Here is a 17,752-nt window from a genome sequence, read left to right as displayed (position 1 = left end):
CGGTGCAGCACGTGAATCAGCTTTTCCACATCGGCCATGTGCAGGCCCACCGTCGGCTCGTCGAGCACATAGAGCGTGTGCGGCGCCTTCTGGCCGCGGCGCGTGATGTCGTCGCGCACCTTGCTGAGTTCGGTCACCAGCTTGATGCGCTGCGCCTCGCCACCCGATAGCGTGGGCGAAGGCTGGCCCAGCGTCAGGTAGCCCAGGCCCACGTCCTTCAGCAGTTGCAGCGGGTGGCTGATGTTGGGCATGGCGGCGAAAAACTCAACGGCTTCGTCGACCTCCATCTTCAGCACGTCGCCAATGTTTTTGCCGCGCCAGGTGACGGCCTGGGTCTCGGGGTTGAAGCGCGCGCCGTGGCAGGTTTCGCACAGCACTTTGACATCGGGCAGAAAGCTCATGCCTATGGTGCGCACGCCGGCGCCTTCACAGGTCGGGCAGCGGCCTTCGCCGGTGTTGAAGCTGAAGCGCCCGGCTGGATAGCCGCGCGCCCTGGCCTCCAGCGTGTCGGCAAACAGCTTGCGGATCGTGTCCCAAAAGCCGATGTAGGTGGCCGGGCACGAGCGCGGCGTTTTTCCGATGGGGGTCTGGTCGACTTCGAGCACCCGGTCCACCAATCGGTAGCCTTCCATGCGTTCGCAACCGGTCCAGGCGGGGTGCTTGCCGGCATCGTCGGCGTCGCGGCCAGCCTTGGTCGAGCGCTGCATGACGGCGGCGTGGACGTTGGTGAGCAGCACGTCGCGCGCCAGGGTGGACTTGCCGGAGCCGGAGACACCGGTGACGGCCACCAGCCGGTACAGCGGCACCGCAATTGACACGTCCTTGAGGTTGTGCAGGTCGGCTTTGACCACTGTGAGCCAGGAGGTGAAGGGGCTGGCGGCTGCGGGGGCCGCGTTGTGGCTGATGCTGGCGCTGGCTGCGGCATCGCGCAGGGCGGCTGCTTTGAGCGCGGCTTTCTTTTGTTTGCTAATGGGCTTTGCTTCGGCTGCGCTAGATTGGGACGCCGAATTGGGGTCAGAGCCCAATTTCGATTGCGGCTGCGCGCCTTGCTGACCGCTGCTCGCGAAATTGGGATCTGACCCCGATTCAGCTACATCTTCGCGTGTTTCGCGCCGCGCATGCAGCGGATGCACCAGCGGATTCGCCAGGTAGCGACCCGTCAGCGACTCCGGCACCTGGGACAACTGCGCCGCCGTGCCCTGCGCCACCAGTTGCCCGCCGCGCTTGCCGGCGCCGGGGCCGATGTCGATGATGTTGTCGGCACGGCGAATCGTGTCCTCGTCATGCTCGACCACCACCAGCGTGTTGCCACGCTCGCTGAGCTTGCCGAGGGCGCTGAGCAAAATCTGGTTGTCACGCGGGTGCAGGCCAATCGTCGGCTCGTCGAGCACATAGCAGACGCCCTGCAGGTTGGAGCCGAGCTGCGCGGCCAGCCGGATGCGCTGCGCCTCGCCGCCCGACAGGGTGGGCGCGCCCCGGTCCAGCGTGAGGTAGCCCAGGCCCACGTCTTCGAGGAATTCGAGCCGGCTTTTGATCTCGGGAATCAGGTCGCGGGCAATGCCGGCCTCGCGGCCGATGAGGGCCAGCGTTTCGACCCAGGCGCGCACGTCAGTGACTGACAGGCCGGCAATGTCGGCAATGCCGACGCCCGCAAATTTGACGGCTCTGGCCTGCTGGTTCAGGCGCGTGCCGTCGCAGCCGGGGCAGACGGCGTCGAGCACGTCCTCGACTTCGGGCTCGGCAAAGCTTTGCTCGCGGCCCTTGTTGTCGTCGTCGCGCACCGAGTCGTCAAACACCTTGCGCTGCTCCTTGCTGAGCTTGACGCCGGTGCCGACGCAGTCCGGGCACCAGCCGTGCTTGCTGTTGTAGCTGAAGAGGCGCGGATCCAGCTCGGCATACGAGGTGGCGCAAACCGGGCAGGCACGCTTGGTCGAAAAGGCTTCCAGCTTGCCGATATTTTTGGTACTGCTGGCGGTCAGCATCGCGCCGCGCAGGCCATCTAGCGGCGCCAGCACATGCAGCACGCCCTTGCCATGCTGCAGTGCGGTCGCCAGCGCCAGCCGCAGCGCGGCCTCGTTGTCGGGCGTGACCTGGATATCGGCCACCGGCAGCTCGACCGTGTGCTCCTTGAAGCGGTCTATGCGCGGGAAATTGGTGGTCGGCAAAAACTCGCCGTCGATGCGCAGGTGCGTGTAGCCGCGCGGCCGGGCCCAGTCGGCCAGCTCGGTGTACACGCCCTTGCGGGCAATCACCAGCGGCGCCAGCAGGCCGATGTGCTGGCCGCGATAGGTTTTGAGCAATTGCGCGGCTATGCTCTCGGGACTTTGCGGCATCACCGCGGCGCCGTCCTTGGTGCAGTGCTGGATGCCGAGCTTGACGTAGAGCAGGCGCAAAAAGTGCCAGACCTCGGTGGTGGTGCCGACGGTGGACTTGCGGCCGCCGCGCGACAGGCGCTGCTCAATCGCCACCGTGGGCGGAATGCCGTACACCGCATCGACCTCGGGCCGGCCGGCCGGTTGCACAATGCTGCGTGCATAGGCGTTGAGCGATTCGAGGTAGCGCCGCTGGCCCTCGTTGAACAGGATGTCAAAGGCCAGCGTCGACTTGCCCGAGCCCGACACGCCGGTGACGACGTTGAACTTGCCGCGCGGGATGTCAACCGACAGGCTCTTGAGGTTGTGCTCCTTGGCGTTGACGATCTGGATGTCGTTGGAGAAGCTTGGCCGGGCCTTCCACACTTTGGGGCGCGCTTCTTCGACGCCATGGACCTTGCCCATGGCCTGCTCGTAGTCGCGCAGCGCCCTGGCGGTGTGCGAGGTCGGGTGCTCGCGCACCTGTTCGGGTGTGCCCTCGGCCACCAGCAGGCCGCCGGCTTCGCCGCCTTCGGGGCCGAGGTCGATCAGCCAGTCGGCCGAGCGGATCACGTCGAGGTTGTGCTCGATGATGATCAGCGAATGGCCGGCTTCGAGCAGCTTGCGCAGCGCCCGCATGAGCTTGGCAATATCGTCAAAGTGCAGGCCGGTGGTGGGCTCGTCAAACAAGAACAGCGTGCCACGGCTGGGATGCTTGAGCGCCAGCGCCTGCTTGCTGGCGCTGGCGGTTTTGGCGGCGCCGGCCAGAAACCCGGCGAGCTTGAGGCGCTGCGCCTCCCCGCCCGACAGCGTGGGCACCGGCTGGCCCAGCTTCACATACTCCAGCCCGACATCGACGATGGGTTGCAGCGCGCGAATCACCTCGCGGTCTTGCGCAAACAGCTGCACCGCTTCGCTGACGGTGAGTTCCAGCACGTCCGACACATTCATCAGCCGGGGCCTGAGCTGGCCCATCGCCTTGCGCTCAATCGTGACTTCCAGAATCTCGGGCCGGTAGCGTTTGCCGTCGCAGTCGGGGCAACGCAGGTAAACGTCACTCAAGAACTGCATCTCGACATGCTCAAAGCCCGAGCCGCCGCAGGTCGGGCAACGCCCGTCGCCGTTGTTGAAACTGAACTTGGTGGCGGTGTAACTGCGTTGCCGGGCCAGCGGCGCCAGCGCAAACAGCTCACGCACCGCGTCCCAGGCGCCGACATAGCTGGCGGGGTTGGAGCGGGCCGTCTTGCCAATCGGCGACTGGTCGACAAACACCACATCGGTCAGATGATCGGCGCCCAGCAGCCGGTCGTGCAGGCCCGGTGTTTCGGTGGCCTTGCCAAACTGGCGCAGCAGCGCGGGCGCCAGAATGTCCTGCATCAGGGTCGACTTGCCGGAGCCGCTGACGCCGGTGACGCAGACCAGGCGCTGCAGCGGGAAGTCCACCGTCAGGTTCTTCAGATTGTGGTCGCGCGCGCCTTCCAGAATCAGCCGTGGCGTGTTGTCCGTCACCGCGCGCTTGAAGCCCATGCCGACCTGCTTGCGCGAGCCCAGGTAAGCGCCGGTCAGCGTGTCGGCATGCTTGAGGTCTTCGGGTGTGCCGTCAAACACGATCTGGCCGCCCTTCTCACCCGGGCCGGGTCCCATGTCTATCATGCGGTCGGCGGCCAGCATCACGGCCGGGTCGTGCTCGACCACCACCAGCGTGTTGCCGGCATCGCGCAGCCGGTGCATGGCCTGGGTGATGCGGTTCATGTCGCGCGGGTGCAGGCCGATCGACGGTTCGTCGAGCACAAACAGGGTGTTGACGAGCGAGGTGCCGAGCGCCGTGGTCAGGTTGATGCGCTGCACCTCGCCGCCCGACAGCGTGCGGCTTTGCCGGTCCAGCGTCAGGTAGCCAATGCCGACGTCGCAGAGGTATTTGAGCCGGGTCTGGATTTCCTCGAACAGCGACTTCAGCGCCTTCTGCTCGGCGTCATCCCCTGCGGCGGCAAATGACAGGCTGGCCGAGAACTTCTGCAGACGGTCAATCGGCAGGCGCATCAAATCGTGCAGGCACAGGCCCGGCATGGCTTCGAGCTGGGCACGGCGCCACTGCACGCCGACCGGCATGAAACGCTGCGCGGGCGGCAACACCGCGTCGGCCGCCTCCTTGCTGCCCAGGCGCCACAGCAGTGATTCGAGCTTGAGCCGCGCGCCGCCGCAGGTTTCGCACTCGGTATAGCTGCGGTACTTGGAGAGCAGCACCCGGATGTGCATCTTGTAGGCCTTGCTTTCCAGGTATTCAAAAAAACGCTTGATGCCAAACCAGTGCTGGTTCCACTTGCCGTTCCAGCCCGGCGAGCCATTGATGACCCAGGTCTGCTGCTCGGGCGTGAGCTTGTACCAGGGCGTGTCGCGCGGAATGCCGGCGGTTTCGGCGTGGCGCATCAAGTCGTCCTGCGCTTCCTTCCAGGCCGGGGTCTGCATGACCTTGATGGCACCGGCACGCAAGGTGAGCTTGTCGTTCGGAATCACCAGCCCGTAGTCCACCCCAATGACACGCCCGAAGCCCTTGCAGGTGGTGCAGGCGCCCATGGCCGAGTTGAAGGAAAACAGGGAGGGCGTCGGTTCGGTGTAGCGCGTGTCGCTGTCGGGGCAGTGCAGGCCGGTGGAGAAGCGCCACATTTCTTCTGGCGGCTTGTTAGCCCCCACGCTTTTCACTTCGTGTAATGCGCGAGGCCCTGCAGGCCGCGGCTCGCGGGACGCTTCGCCTCTGTCGCCTGTCCGAACCTGCTCAAGCAGGTTCGGAGCCGCAGGCTCCAGCCCCTCGGAGGCTGGCTCGGCTTGGGGCGGCCCTGCGCTTTCGCCGCTCTCCGCAGTGCGCTGGACATAGACATTAAGCCGGCCGCCACCGCGCTTGATCGCCGTCTCGATAGCCTCCAGCGCCCTGGCCTTTTCAATCGTCTGGATGCGGAAGCGGTCGGCCACCACATCGAGCAGCTTGTGCGGTCCGGCCGGCGTGGCGACTTCCCGCTCGGCATGCACGCGCGTAAAGCCGCTGGCCGACAGCCATTGCTCAAGCTGTTCGGCGCTGGTGTTGCCGGGCAGTTCAACCGGGAAGGTCATGACCACTCTTGCATCCGTCGTCGCGGTACGGGCCATCAGTTCGGCATAAATCGACTCGGGCGAGTCATGCCGCACCGATTGGGCCGTCTGCCTGTCAAACAACTGGGCCGCACGCGCATACAAGAGCTTCAGGTGGTCATTGAGCTCGGTCATGGTGCCGACGGTGGAGCGGGAGCTGCGCACCGGGTTGGTCTGGTCAATCGCAATCGCCGGCGGCACGCCTTCGACCTTGTCCACCGCCGGCTTGTCCATGCGGTCCAGAAATTGCCGGGCGTAGGCCGAGAAGGTCTCGACATAACGCCGCTGGCCTTCGGCAAACAGCGTGTCAAACACCAGCGACGATTTTCCCGAGCCGCTGGGGCCGGTCACGACCGTCATTTCGCCGGTACGGATGTCCAGATCAAGGTTTTTAAGGTTGTGCTGGCGCGCGCCGCGAATGCGGATGGTTCCCTGGGACATGGGTGGGGGCTTTCCTGGTGAGGTCAAACATTCTAGACAGACCGCCTGCAGAGGGTGCGGGAGGTCTTAAAGCCCTTGAGGCGTCAGTCTTCATGCTGTCATAGCCACAAGCGCCAACGCCCAGAGCAGTACTTTGGTATTGATGCCGTATCTACCTAGCCGCGAGGACACACTGACTGGATACACTCACCGCCCTAGGAGACACGTCATGAAAAAACTCAATATGTGGTGCGGCACCATCTTGCTGGCGGCCATGAGCCACGCCTGCCAGGCGCAAATCCTGATCGGGCAAACGGCCGGGTTTACCGGCGCCGTGGGGGCCGGTGTGAAAGAAACCACGGAAGGTGCAAAGCTCTACCTTGATGCCACCAATGCCAAAGGCGGCGTCAATGGTCAAAAGATAGAGCTGATTTCTCTCGACGACAAGTTTGACCCCAAGCTGGCGGCCGAGAACGCGCGCAAGCTGATTGAAGAGCAAAACGTCGTGGCGATGTTTCTCACGCGCGGCACGCCGCACACGGAAGCCATCATTCCGCTGCTCGATCAATACGGCGTCCCCCTGATAGGTCCGTCCACGGGTGCCATGGTGCTGCACCAGCCCGTCAAAAAACACATCTTCAATGTGCGCGCCACCTACCAGCGCGAAGCTGAAAAAGCGATCACCCACCTGCACTCCATGGGCATCACCCGGATCGGCATTGTTTACGCGGACGACAGCTTTGGGGCGGACGGCGTGGCGGGGGCGCAAAAAGGTCTGGAGACAGCGAAGCTCAAGCCGGTTGTGCTGGAAAAATTCAACCGTGCCAAGCCCGACTTCGCACCCCTGGCGCCGAAGATTTACCAGTCCAACGCGCAGGCCATCCTCATGGTGGCTTCGGGCCAGGCGGTTGTCGACGGCATGAAGGCCTTCCGCGCGGCAGGCTCCGCCGCGCAGATCGTCACCTTGTCCAACAACGCCTCCATCGGTTTTGTCAAAAGCCTGGGCGACAATGCGCGGGGCGTGATTGTCACGCAGGTCTTTCCCTATGAGCGTTCCATCGCTTACCCGATGGTCAAGGAGGCGCAGGACCTGGCCAAGGCCAAGGGGCAGAGCGAAGTCACCCCTGCCATGCTGGAGGGTTTTGCGGCGGCGAAGGTCCTGGTTGAAGGATTGCGCCGGGCCGGTGCCAAGCCGACCCGCGAAAAAATCCAGACCGCGCTCGAAGGTATGCGCAAGCTGGATATTGGCGGGCTCGAGGTGGGCTACTCAAGCGAAGACCACAGTGGGCTTGATTTCGCCGATCTGTCCATCATTGGTGCCGACGGAAAATTCAAACGGTAAGCGCTGAGCCCCGGTAACTGCCGCAACGGTAGCCCGGCCTCGCGCCCGATGCGCCTGCGGCCTTGCGCTCAGTCGTACAGGGCGCGTTCGAGTTCGCTGAATTTCTCGGCGCCCACGGCATCCTTGATTTTGGGGGCCAGCTCACGCAGCTTGGCCAGATTGCCAGCCGCTTCGACCGCCAGGTTCAGCCGGAAGCCGCGCAGGCCCAGACCCGCCGTCAACCGGGTGGCGATCGGATAAGCCTTGGAGTAATGGGCCTGCGCATCCAGCGTCGGCGGCGCGCCGCTATCGGCTGGCGCAGCGGCGGATGGCGGCTGGACCGCTGGCGCAGCCAGCGCCCCGGCTGGAGGAGCCGCAGGCAGCTCGACAGCCACAGCCGCCAGCAAACCCAGCGCCACCAGGTGACCGACATCCTCGGCCGTCACCCCCAGGCCCGAGGTCGCTTTCAGGACTTCTTCGGTGCTGCGCTTGCCATCGAACATGATGAAAGCCATGCGCTGCCGGGGCGCCAGGGCGATGGAACGGTTCTGCAGGGCTGACTGACCCAGCTCTGTCTTCACATAAATCATTGGCGTGTCTCCGGTAGACGCATTCAGCGCACAAACCGCCAGCAGCAAGCGGTAAGTGAGACGGATTGTAATTTGATGCCTTCTACCAGAACAGCAATTTAATCAATTTAATGAGTTATAGGCGCAGACCCCAGTAGTTCACCCTTCGCCGAATCACCGTGAACCGCTGCGGCGTGACTGCAACACGCCTGCTGAACGCCCGGCTCTACGCGCAGGCCCGTGCTGCCACCGCCGAGGCTGCCGGCGCCAACACGGCGCCATGCTTCTCGCCGCTGAGATCAATGTCGCCGCCCTTGTTCAGCAAGTACACGGCCAGCGCTGCGAACACGACAAATCCCACCACAATTTTCCACATGGATTTCTTTCAAAAAAAAGGCCCAAAAAAGCCCCCGGCAAATAATGGCGGGGGCAGTCAGATTTCTATCCATCAACCGTGTTGCTCAGCGCGGACCGCGGGGCCCGCGCTGCCGGATAGCAATCAGTCGTTGGCGTAGATGTCAACGTCTTTGGTTTCCTTGACGAACAGCATACCCACGACAAAAGTCATGCCGGCAATGATGATGGGGTACCACAGGCCGTTGTACATATTGCCGGTCTGCGCCACGATGGCAAAGGCCGTCGTTGGCAGCAAGCCGCCAAACCAGCCATTACCAATGTGGTACGGCAGGCTCATGGACGTGTAGCGGATACGGGTCGGGAACAGTTCCACCAGCATGGCGGCAATCGGGCCGTACACCATGGTGACCAGCAGCACCAGGTAGAACAGGATGAGCGTGACCATGAGCTTGTCGACCTTGGCGGGATCGGCCTTGCTGGGGTAACCGGCGGCCTTGAGCGAGTCAGCCACAGCCTTCTTGAACTCTCCGTCCATTTTCTTGGCATCGTCGGCACTCAGGCCCTTGGCGGTATAGCCGGTGATCACGGTCTCGCCAATCTTGATGGTGGCGGGCGTACCGGGTGCAGCGACTGCGTTTTCATAGCTCACCGATGCACCGGCCAGAACCTGCTTGGCAATGTCGCAAGAGCTGGTGAATTTGGCGGTACCGGTCGGGTTGAACTGGAACGAGCATTCTTTCGGGTCGGCGGTCACCACCACCTGGTTCTTGGCCTGGGCTGCGGCCAGATCAGGATTGGCGGCTTTGGTCAGTGCGGTAAACACCGGGAAGTAGGTGACCACTGCCAGCAGGCAACCGGCCATGATGATGGGCTTGCGGCCAATCTTGTCGGACAGCGTGCCAAACACCACGAAGAACGGTGTGCCCAGAATCAGCGAGTAAGCCACCAGAATGTTGGCGGTAGGACCATCCACCTTCAGTGCCTGGGTCAGGAAAAACAGGGCATAAAACTGGCCGGAATACCAGACCACGGCCTGACCTGCGGTCAGGCCAATCAACGCCAGAATCACGATTTTCAGATTTTTCCACTGGCCGAAAGACTCGGACAAGGGTGCCTTGGAGGTCTTGCCTTCGGCCTTCATCTTCTGGAAGGCCGGCGACTCGTTCATGGACAGGCGGATGTACACCGAAACACCCAGCAGCAGGATGGAGACGATGAATGGAATGCGCCAGCCCCAGTCGGCAAAAGCCGTTTCACCGATGGCGGTGCGCACACCGAGAATCACCAGCAGGCTCAGGAACAGGCCCAGCGTGGCCGTGGTCTGAATCCAGGAGGTGTAGGCACCGCGCTTGTGATGCGGTGCGTGCTCGGCCACGTAAGTCGCGGCACCACCGTACTCACCGCCCAGCGCCAGACCCTGCAGCATGCGCAGGGCAATCAGGATAACTGGTGCGGCCACACCGATGGAGGCGTAGCTGGGCAGCAAGCCCACGATGAAGGTGGACAGGCCCATGATCACGATGGTGACCAGGAAGGTGTACTTGCGACCGATCATGTCGCCCAGCCGGCCGAACACCAGCGCACCGAAAGGACGCACGATGAAACCGGCGGCAAAAGCCAGCAGCGCAAAAATGAAAGCGGAGCCCGCGTCCAGTCCGCTGAAGAACTGCTTGGCAATGATGGCGGCGAGTGAGCCGTAAAGGTAAAAGTCGTACCACTCAAATACGGTGCCGAGCGATGAGGCGAAGATGACTTTCTTCTGCTCAGCGGACATCGGCCTGTTGTCGACTGCGATTGCCATGATGGTTTGTCTCCTAATAGTTGAATATCTGGCGCCAGGTCAGGCACCTGGGGGCGACTATCAAACGACTGGCTGACTTGGCTCTGACGGATTTCTTGCACAAACTTACACGAAACCGACACAGCCTTACAGCCCACGCGTTAACCCTCGCCCTGATTTTCTTGATGCGGAATATCGAGCCCAAACCGGCCGAAAACAGCCCCGCCGCCTCGTGAACACATGCCTGTGACGTTTTTTTATTTCGTCTTTTATTTGATCTGTTGGTGTGCGGCTGCAGCCGGGTTCGGTCAACGGACTTTCTCCGTGGCGTAAGGGCAGGGTCAGTCCTTATTTGCAAAATCCCGGCAAGTGTGCTCGGCACATTCTTCAACAATCTGTGCCAGCCAACTTCAAGGAGACTCCAAATGGTTGATCCGGTCATTGACAAAATCCAGAAACATCCGAAGTACCTCGAACTTCGAAAAAAGCGCAACAGCATCGGCTGGTCGCTGACCTTGCTGATGATGGTCGTGTACTACGGCTACATCGCGCTGATCGCCTTCAACAAGCCCTTTCTGGCGCAGCCGATTGGCGCCGGGGTGACCTCACTGGGCATTCCGATCGGTCTGGGCGTCATCATTTTCACGATCGTGATCACGGCCATTTATGTGCGCCGTGCCAATGGTGAGTTTGACGACCTGACCGCTGAAATCCTGAAGGACGTTTCCAAATGAAAAAACTACACACCGCGTTCCTCGCCCTGTTGCTGACACTGTTGGCGGGGTCGGCACTGGCCGCTGGCGCCGACCTGGGCCAAGTCGAGAAACAGCCGACCAACTGGGTCGCCATCAGCATGTTTGCCGGCTTCGTGATCATGACGCTGTTCATCACCAAGTGGGCAGCCTCCAAGACCAAGTCGGCCGCCGACTTTTATACCGGCGGCGGCGGCATCACCGGTTTTCAAAACGGCCTGGCGATTGCCGGCGACTACATGTCGGCCGCCTCCTTTCTGGGCATTTCCGCGGCTGTCATGGCATCGGGTTATGACGGCCTGATTTACTCGATCGGTTTTCTGGTCGGCTGGCCGGTCATCACTTTTTTGATGGCGGAACGCCTGCGCAACCTGGGCAAGTTCACCTTTGCCGACGTCGCCGGTTACCGCTTCCAGCAAAAGCCCATCCGTATTTTTGCGGCCTCGGGCACGCTGGTGGTGGTGGCCTTCTACCTGATCGCGCAGATGGTGGGCGCAGGCGCACTGATCAAACTGCTGTTTGGCCTGGACTACTGGCTGGCGGTGGTGATCGTGGGCGCGCTGATGATGATTTACGTGCTGTTTGGCGGCATGACCGCCACCACCTGGGTGCAGATCATCAAGGCTTGCTTGCTGCTGGCAGGCGTCACCTTCATGGCCTTCATGGTGATGTCGAACTTTGGCTTCAGCTTTGAAGCGCTGTTTGCCAAAGGCGTTGAAGTCAAGACGCAACTCGCGGTGAACGGTGGCAAGACTCAGGTCGACGCGGCCGCCATTGGTCTCGCCATCATGGGACCAGGGGGCTTTATCAAAGACCCGATCTCGGCGATTTCCTTCGGCATGGCGCTGATGTTTGGCACCGCTGGTCTGCCGCACATCCTGATGCGCTTTTTCACGGTGCCTGATGCCAAGCAGGCGCGCAAGTCGGTGCTGTGGGCCACCACCTGGATTGGCTACTTTTACGTGCTGATTTTCATCATCGGCTTTGGCGCCATCACGCTGGTGCTGACCAACCCTGAATATGCGGACACAGCCAAGGGCATCATCAAGGGCGGCGGCGGTTCGGCCAACATGGCGGCGGTGCTGGTGGCCAAAGCGGTCGGCGGCAACGTCTTCTTCGGCTTCATCTCGGCCGTGGCCTTTGCGACGATTCTGGCCGTGGTGGCGGGCCTGACGCTGTCGGGCGCTTCGGCTGTCTCGCATGACATTTACGCCACGGTGGTCAAAAAAGGCAATGCCGACAGCGCGTCCGAACTCAAGGTGTCGCGCATCACCACGCTGGTTCTCGGCGTTATCGCCGTCGCTCTGGGCATCGCGTTCGAGAAGCAGAACATTGCCTTCATGGTGTCGCTGGCCTTTGCGATTGCGGCGTCGGCCAACTTCCCGGTGCTGTTCATGTCGGTGCTGTGGAAGGACTGCACCACTCGCGGGGCCGTGATTGGCGGCTTCCTGGGCCTGTTCTCTTCCGTCGCGTTGACCATCGTGTCGCCGTCGGTCTGGGAAGCCACGCTGGGCTACCCCAAGGGTTCGGCGCTGTTCCCCTACACCTCGCCGGCGCTGTTCTCCATGACTATCGGTTTTGTCGGCATCTGGCTGTTCTCCATTCTGGACCGCAGCCCCAACGCGGCCCGGGAGCGCGCCGAATTTCCTGCGCAGCAGGTACGCTCGGAAACGGGTTACGGGGCTTCGGGAGCCTCCGGGCACTGAAAGAAGATTGCAGGGCGGAGCTGTCCGCCTTCTTCAACGTCTCAACCGGGCCGAGTGCCCGGTTTTTTTGTGCCTGCTGCATCCATTGAGACCGCTAACCTGCCCGATGCCTGGCTCACTCCTGGCATGTGAGGCATCCATCAGCTGCAAAAATTATAGCAACATGTGTAGATTTCACCTGCGCTAGAGACCTAAAAATCTCAATTAGCAATCATTCGGACGCCCCACGCCGTTCGGGCTGGGCTTGCCCTGTCCTGAGCTTGTCGAAGGGTCGAAGCCTTATCTCCGAACCAACAAACCCTTCGACAAGCCCAGTGCGAAAGGAGTGAAGAGGAAGCGCTGCGACCTGAATAGTTACCTCAAGTACCGCTCAAAATGGCTTTCGGCATCAGCCCCCGCGCAACTGCCGCAGCTTGACAAACGCCAGCGCCGCCATCACCGCGTCGTTGAGGGCATCGTGGGCGTCGCGCAGAGGCAGGCCCAGGTCGTTCATCATGGTGGCAAAGCGCAGGTCAATACTGGCACCGGCCTGTCGCTGGTGTGCCGGAAGTTGCCTGAACTTGTGGTCGTAGTACAGGCCTGAAACCTCGATTTTGGGCTGCGGCAGGCCCTGGCCCAGCATCGGAAAAAGAGCGCGGTTGAGCATCGCCACGTCAAACTCCAGGTAATAGCCCACCAGCGGCCGGCTGCCGATGAAATGCATCAGGCGCTTCAGGGCTTCGTCAATCGGCAGGCCCTCGGCCACATCGCGTTCGCGCAGGCGGTGAATGCGCACGCTCTCGGCCGACACCCCGCGCTCGGGCCGCACCAGCACCTCGAGCCGCTCGCTGGTCATGATGCGCTGGCCCACAATGCGCACGGCCCCGATAGCGATGATTTCATCGGTGCGCACGTTCAGGCCGGTGGTCTCGCAGTCCAGCGCCACCCATTCATTGGCAGGTGGCGGCTCAAACATGAAGCGAAATACCGGATCGCCCAGGTGGTAAAGCAGCCATTCCCGTTTGAGGACAGGCCACCAGCGCGACGGTGACAGCAGGGCCGCCATGAAATGGCCTTAAACAGCTTCCAGATGGAAGCGATGGCGCAGCAGGGCCTTGAAGCGCTTGACCACCCCCAGCGTGTCCTTGAGCAGGTCACGGTCCAGGCTGCTGAGCCGGGCCGGGTTGACGGTGCCGGTCACGGTCTTGCCCGTGTCGAGTTCGGCCAGCCCTGCCTTGAGCTTGAGTCCCATGAAAAAATGCAGGCTGTCGGTCAGGTCCGCGCCCATGTCGGCATCGAGCTTGCCGCCTTCCACCAGCGCCGCAATGCGCGCGGTGGTGCTGGTTTGCGCAACACGGTGCGCCAGCGTCAGGCTGCGCACGCCATGCACCAGCGGGAAAATACCCTCTTTCTTGAGATCGAGCTGTTGCTCGGCGTCAGCGCCGCCCAGCAGCCGGGTCCACCAGCCGGTGCTGCTGCCAAAGGCGTCAATCGCCGCCGCGAACCGGCTCAGCATGGCATCGCTGTCCGTGGCGATCCGCATGAGGCCGCGCTGCACCTCCTCCAGCAGCCGGGCATCGCCGCAGACCGCGTGCGCGTCCATGAAGATCGCCAGGTTCATCAGGCTGTCGCCGTTGGGCAGCATCAGCCACTGCCGCGTCATCTGGCCAAATTCGCTGGCGCTTTTGCACCACTGCGGATTGCTCAGCATGATGTGGCCCGGACACTGCGGGTAACCAAACCCCGTGAGTGCCCCGGAAAAATTGCTGCAGATCGCCGCCAGGTCTGGCGGGGGCGCATAAGCGTCGCGCAGGATCAGGCCGTTGTCCTGATCGGTCTTGAGCAGTTGCTCGCCACGCCCTTCACTGCCCATCACAAACAGGCAGCTGTTGGCGACCAGGTCGGCGGGTGCGATCAGTTGCCAGGCGCGCTCGAACAGGCGGGCATTGAGCTGCTGCACCAGTTTGGCGATCAGGTTGACGCGCGAGCCGCTGCGGTACAGCGAGGCAATCATGCGGGTGATGCGGGCTGCCGCCTGGCTCAGGCCGGCCAGGTCTTTCGCCTCTTCAATCTGCACCGTGATCAGGTGCGACTGGTTCGACAGGAAGCTGAACAGATCGAGCGCCTCCAGGATGCCCACCACCTGGTCGCCGTCGACCACCACGACCCGGTGCACCCGGCGCCGCAGCATCAGTGCCATGGCGTCCCCGAGCTGGTCCGAAGGCCGCACTTCAATCAATGAAAAATTGGCCAGCTCGCCCACCTGCAGCTGGTCCAGCGGCCTGCCATCCAGGATGGCGCGCTGCAGCGCCGTGGCGCTGAAAATGCCCAGGCGCGGCGGCTGTGCATCGGTATCGCGCACCAGCACGCTGGAGCTGCGCTGGGCCTGAAACACCTTGACCACCGAGAGAATGTCGGTGTGGGCATCGACAAAATTCGCGGGCCGCAAGAAGGCCTCATCGACCCGCGACAGGGTCAGCGACTGCAGCTCGTGCTGGCTTTTGCGCTGCGACAGGGCGCTGAGCTTGTTGCTGAGGTCCGAAAACAGCAGCGCGCCAAAGGTGGCGTTCGATGCGATCAGGTCGCTGACCGCCTGCCGTGCCAGCTGGTAGGCCACCACCTCCTCGGCCGCCACAAAACGGCTGCTGACCTTGCCCGCCATCAGGCCCCGGCCGTCAAAGCAGTCGTCGGGCCCATAGGTGGTGAGGACTTCGTCGCCGTCGAGCTGGGTGACAAAACCCTTGATAATGACAAACAGGTGGGTGGGCGCGATGCCGAGGTCGAGAATCGTCGCCCGCTCGGGGAAATAGGCAATGTCGACGCTGTCCCGAACCAAGCGCTGCTCGTCCGGGCTCAGGCAGTCAAACGGTGAGGCGGCAAAGTTGAAGGCATTGGGCATAGATCATGGCGATTCAGCGCCTGATGCCTTGCGCCACGCTTGCAACCGAGTTCCAGGGGCCGTCGAACCAGGGATCGTCCGACAGGCAGGCCCGCAGCATGGGCAGCGCGTCAAACCCCCAGAACAGTTTGCCATCGACTTCAAAGGTCGGCACGCCAAACACGCCGAGTTCAATCGCCTCGTCGGTATGGGCCTTGAGCTGCGCCTTGACATCGTCACCGTTGACGGCGCGCTGGGGGTTCAACTGCTGGGCCACGGTCTGCAGGCGTCCCGCGTCCGCTGCATCGGCCCCGCCGCGCCACACATACCGCAGCAGGGTTTCGCAGACATAGCGGTTCGGCAGGCCGTTGGCGCTGCTTGCCACGGCCAGTCGCAGCAGCGCCAGCGGATTGAAGGGATGGCTGGCCGGCATCTGCATCGGAATGTCCAGCGAGTGCGCCAGCCACAACACATGGCGATAGGTCCAGTCGCGCTTGGGGGCAATCTCTGCGGGACCCAGCTGGCCATGGTGCTTGAGCATGCCGGCAAACAGCACCGGCTTGTAACTGACGCTGTAGCTCAGCCCCTGAAGGGCCTGCGGCAGCTGTTCAAACGCCAGGTAGGCATAGGGCGAGATGAAGTCCAGGTAGAAGGTGATGTGTTTCATGCACGTGGCCTGCGGTCGGTTTTTGATGGGTGACGCCACGTCATTTGCACCTCAAGGCTGCAAGGCCGCCATGCGCCGCTCAATGGTTTTCCAGATGGCCCGCTTGCTGTCGTCATTGGCGCGGCTCCAGCCGGCAATCTCGTCACGCGTGCGAAAGCAGCCTTCGCACCAGTCGGTGACCGCGCTCATCTGGCACACCGAGATGCACGGCGAAGGCACTTCAGTGGCGGCGTGTACGCCGCGGGCGCGCAGCCTGACCAGGGTGATGGCGCGTTGCAGCGCGCGTTTGCCTTCGTCCACCGGCACATCCACGGCCAGATCCGCCACGGGCGCGCCGGTCAGCCGCTGCAGGGCCTGCGGCGACAGCTGGAACACGCCGTGCGGATGGCCGGCCGCTGCCCAGATTTCATCAAACCGAAACAGCGACTGGTCAATCAGCGTGACCGACGGCGTGGCATGGGCCAGCGGCGACACGCCCCCAATCGAAAAGCCGGTGCGGGCCTTCACGAACTCTGCGTCGGCACGCCCCAGCCGTTTGCCATCGGGGCACACCAGCGCTTCGACTTTTTTCTCGTCCACGCGCTGGTCACCCGAGGTGACGACCAGCACCGCCGCATCATCGGATTTGCGGCGAAACACAATGCTCTTGGCAATCTGGCCCACGCCAACGCCCAGTGCGTCTGCTGCCTGCTGCGCCGTGCGGGCGGCGTCGTCGAGCATGACCGGCGCATGCGGATGGCCCAGCGCCTGCAGCGCGGTCGCGACCCGTTTCACGCCGTCAGGCAGCGCGACAAGCTCGCTACCGCACATCTCAGCCAGTCCTCTTGTTCAGCAGCGCCGTTGCCGCCCGTGAATTGGGTTTTCGGTCCAGGAAATCACTGATGAACTTGCCGGCGTCGATCAGCTTGTCCAGGTCAATGCCGGTATCAATGCCCATGCCGTGCAGCAGGTACACCACGTCTTCGGTCGCCACGTTGCCGGTGGCGCCTTTGGCATAGGGGCAGCCGCCCAGCCCGGCCGACGAGGTGTCGAACTGCCAGATGCCCATTTCAAGACTGGCCAGCGTGTTGGCCAGCGCCTGCCCGTAGGTGTCGTGAAAGTGGCCCGACACGTCGTTGAGGTCGTAAGCCTTGAGCGCCGCCTCCAGCGCGCGCTGCACTTTGACCGGCGTGCCCACGCCAATCGTGTCGGCCACGCCGACGTGCTGCACGCCAATGCCCTTCATCAGCCGCGCGACCAGTTCAACCCGCTCCGGAGCGATCTCGCCTTCATACGGACAGCCGACGGCGCAAGAGATCGCGCCGCGCACATAAATGTTGTGGGCCTTGGCCGCTTCCACCACCGGCCGGAAGCGTTCGATGCTTTCGGCGATGGAGCAATTGATGTTGCGCTGGCTGAAGGCTTCGCTGGCCGCGCCAAACACCACGATCTCGTCGGGCCAGAGCTCGCGGGCCGGCGCCACAGCGGCCTCAAAGCCTTTCATGTTGGGCGTCAGCACCGAATAGCGCACGCCCGGCTTGCGCCGTATGCCGGCCATCACCTCCGCGTTGTCGGCCATTTGCGGCACCCATTTGGGCGAGACAAAACTCGTGACCTCAATCTCGGTCAGGCCGGCATCCTGCAGGCGGTGCACCAGCTCGATCTTGACGGCGGCCGGCACCGGCGATTTTTCGTTTTGCAGCCCATCGCGGGGACCGACATCGACGAGTTTGACTTCAGGGGGTAGATTCATGGTGATTCAGTATCCTTGATTCGGGTCAACCACACCGGCAAGGCTGGCAATCGGCGCGCCGCCGTGCAGGGCCTGTATCTTGCCGGCAATCTGGGCAATGCTTTCGTCGCGCAGGGT

General features: G+C 62.8%; 12 protein-coding genes and 1 pseudogene. 3 read left to right on the top strand and 10 right to left on the bottom strand.

Annotation, left to right across the window (positions count from 1 at the left end; translation table 11 throughout):
* Nucleotides 1-5,915, bottom strand: a 5,915-nt coding sequence (gene uvrA / locus RMO23_RS02875) for an excinuclease ABC subunit UvrA (protein WP_309678589.1), incomplete at its 3' end; no start/stop codon positions are given.
* A gap of 208 nt (nt 5,916-6,123) precedes the next feature.
* On the opposite strand from uvrA, the gene RMO23_RS02870 reads away from it, so the two are divergent.
* Entirely contained in the window at nt 6,124-7,236 is a 1,113-nt protein-coding gene (locus RMO23_RS02870; protein WP_405041554.1) for an ABC transporter substrate-binding protein, read from the top strand.
* Between the two features lie 68 nt (nt 7,237-7,304).
* Here the strand turns inward: RMO23_RS02870 and RMO23_RS02865 are convergent, their stop codons facing one another.
* From RMO23_RS02865 to RMO23_RS02855, 3 genes are all read right to left on the bottom strand, one after another.
* Nucleotides 7,305-7,805, bottom strand: coding sequence for a hypothetical protein (locus tag RMO23_RS02865; protein ID WP_309678588.1), 501 nt, complete (start codon nt 7,803-7,805; stop codon nt 7,305-7,307).
* A 205-nt stretch (nt 7,806-8,010) separates the two neighbouring features.
* Entirely contained in the window at nt 8,011-8,160 is a 150-nt protein-coding gene (locus RMO23_RS02860; protein WP_309678587.1) for a hypothetical protein, read from the bottom strand.
* A 123-nt stretch (nt 8,161-8,283) separates the two neighbouring features.
* Nucleotides 8,284-9,942, bottom strand: coding sequence for an MFS transporter (locus RMO23_RS02855; RefSeq protein WP_309678586.1), 1,659 nt, complete (start codon nt 9,940-9,942; stop codon nt 8,284-8,286).
* Between the two features lie 404 nt (nt 9,943-10,346).
* Here RMO23_RS02855 and RMO23_RS02850 point away from each other — a divergent pair, with 404 nt between their 5' ends.
* Together RMO23_RS02850 and RMO23_RS02845 are read left to right on the top strand one after the other, a co-directional pair.
* Nucleotides 10,347-10,655 carry a DUF485 domain-containing protein gene (locus RMO23_RS02850; protein WP_309678585.1) on the top strand — a complete coding sequence of 103 codons (309 nt, stop codon included), beginning with the start codon at nt 10,347-10,349 and terminating at the stop codon, nt 10,653-10,655.
* Entirely contained in the window at nt 10,652-12,379 is a 1,728-nt protein-coding gene (locus RMO23_RS02845; RefSeq protein WP_309678584.1) for a cation acetate symporter, read from the top strand. Before RMO23_RS02850 ends, RMO23_RS02845 begins: the two co-directional genes overlap by 4 nt.
* Nucleotides 12,380-12,767: 388 nt before the next feature.
* Here the strand turns inward: RMO23_RS02845 and RMO23_RS02840 are convergent, their stop codons facing one another.
* The 6 genes and pseudogenes from RMO23_RS02840 to RMO23_RS02815 form a co-directional block, all read right to left on the bottom strand.
* Complete coding sequence (locus RMO23_RS02840) at nt 12,768-13,424, bottom strand: 3'-5' exonuclease (protein ID WP_309678583.1); 657 nt, start codon at nt 13,422-13,424, stop codon at nt 12,768-12,770.
* Nucleotides 13,425-13,433: 9 nt separating this feature from the next.
* A complete protein-coding gene (locus tag RMO23_RS02835; protein ID WP_309678582.1) occupies nt 13,434-15,257 on the bottom strand; it encodes a DUF294 nucleotidyltransferase-like domain-containing protein in 1,824 nt (607 codons plus the stop codon).
* Between the two features lie 13 nt (nt 15,258-15,270).
* Nucleotides 15,271-15,903 carry a 2-hydroxychromene-2-carboxylate isomerase gene (locus RMO23_RS02830; RefSeq protein WP_309678581.1) on the bottom strand — a complete coding sequence of 211 codons (633 nt, stop codon included), beginning with the start codon at nt 15,901-15,903 and terminating at the stop codon, nt 15,271-15,273.
* Between the two features lie 51 nt (nt 15,904-15,954).
* Entirely contained in the window at nt 15,955-16,713 is a 759-nt protein-coding gene (locus RMO23_RS02825) for a YbaK/EbsC family protein (protein ID WP_309678580.1), read from the bottom strand.
* 1 nt (nt 16,714) lies between these two features.
* Entirely contained in the window at nt 16,715-17,635 is a 921-nt protein-coding gene (locus tag RMO23_RS02820; RefSeq protein ID WP_309678579.1) for a hydroxymethylglutaryl-CoA lyase, read from the bottom strand.
* 6 nt (nt 17,636-17,641) lie between these two features.
* A pseudogene (locus RMO23_RS02815) lies at nt 17,642-17,752 on the bottom strand (glyoxylate/hydroxypyruvate reductase A); the annotation flags it as partial.

Source organism: Polaromonas sp. (genome assembly GCF_031411155.1).
Lineage (GTDB): Bacteria > Pseudomonadota > Gammaproteobacteria > Burkholderiales > Burkholderiaceae_C > Polaromonas.
This window is presented reverse-complemented; position numbering and strand designations above follow the sequence as displayed.

Bases quoted from the DNA above. Each gene is read 5' to 3' on its own strand.
- RMO23_RS02870 (WP_405041554.1), top strand. From the start codon at position 6,124: ATGAAAAAACTCAATATGTGGTGCGGCACCATCTTGCTGGCGGCCATG.
- RMO23_RS02865 (WP_309678588.1), bottom strand. From the start codon at position 7,805: ATGATTTATGTGAAGACAGAGCTGGGTCAGTCAGCCCTGCAGAACCGT.
- RMO23_RS02860 (WP_309678587.1), bottom strand. From the start codon at position 8,160: ATGTGGAAAATTGTGGTGGGATTTGTCGTGTTCGCAGCGCTGGCCGTG.
- RMO23_RS02855 (WP_309678586.1), bottom strand. From the start codon at position 9,942: ATGGCAATCGCAGTCGACAACAGGCCGATGTCCGCTGAGCAGAAGAAA.
- RMO23_RS02850 (WP_309678585.1), top strand. From the start codon at position 10,347: ATGGTTGATCCGGTCATTGACAAAATCCAGAAACATCCGAAGTACCTC.
- RMO23_RS02845 (WP_309678584.1), top strand. From the start codon at position 10,652: ATGAAAAAACTACACACCGCGTTCCTCGCCCTGTTGCTGACACTGTTG.
- RMO23_RS02840 (WP_309678583.1), bottom strand. From the start codon at position 13,424: ATGGCGGCCCTGCTGTCACCGTCGCGCTGGTGGCCTGTCCTCAAACGG.
- RMO23_RS02835 (WP_309678582.1), bottom strand. From the start codon at position 15,257: ATGCCCAATGCCTTCAACTTTGCCGCCTCACCGTTTGACTGCCTGAGC.
- RMO23_RS02830 (WP_309678581.1), bottom strand. From the start codon at position 15,903: ATGAAACACATCACCTTCTACCTGGACTTCATCTCGCCCTATGCCTAC.
- RMO23_RS02825 (WP_309678580.1), bottom strand. From the start codon at position 16,713: ATGTGCGGTAGCGAGCTTGTCGCGCTGCCTGACGGCGTGAAACGGGTC.
- RMO23_RS02820 (WP_309678579.1), bottom strand. From the start codon at position 17,635: ATGAATCTACCCCCTGAAGTCAAACTCGTCGATGTCGGTCCCCGCGAT.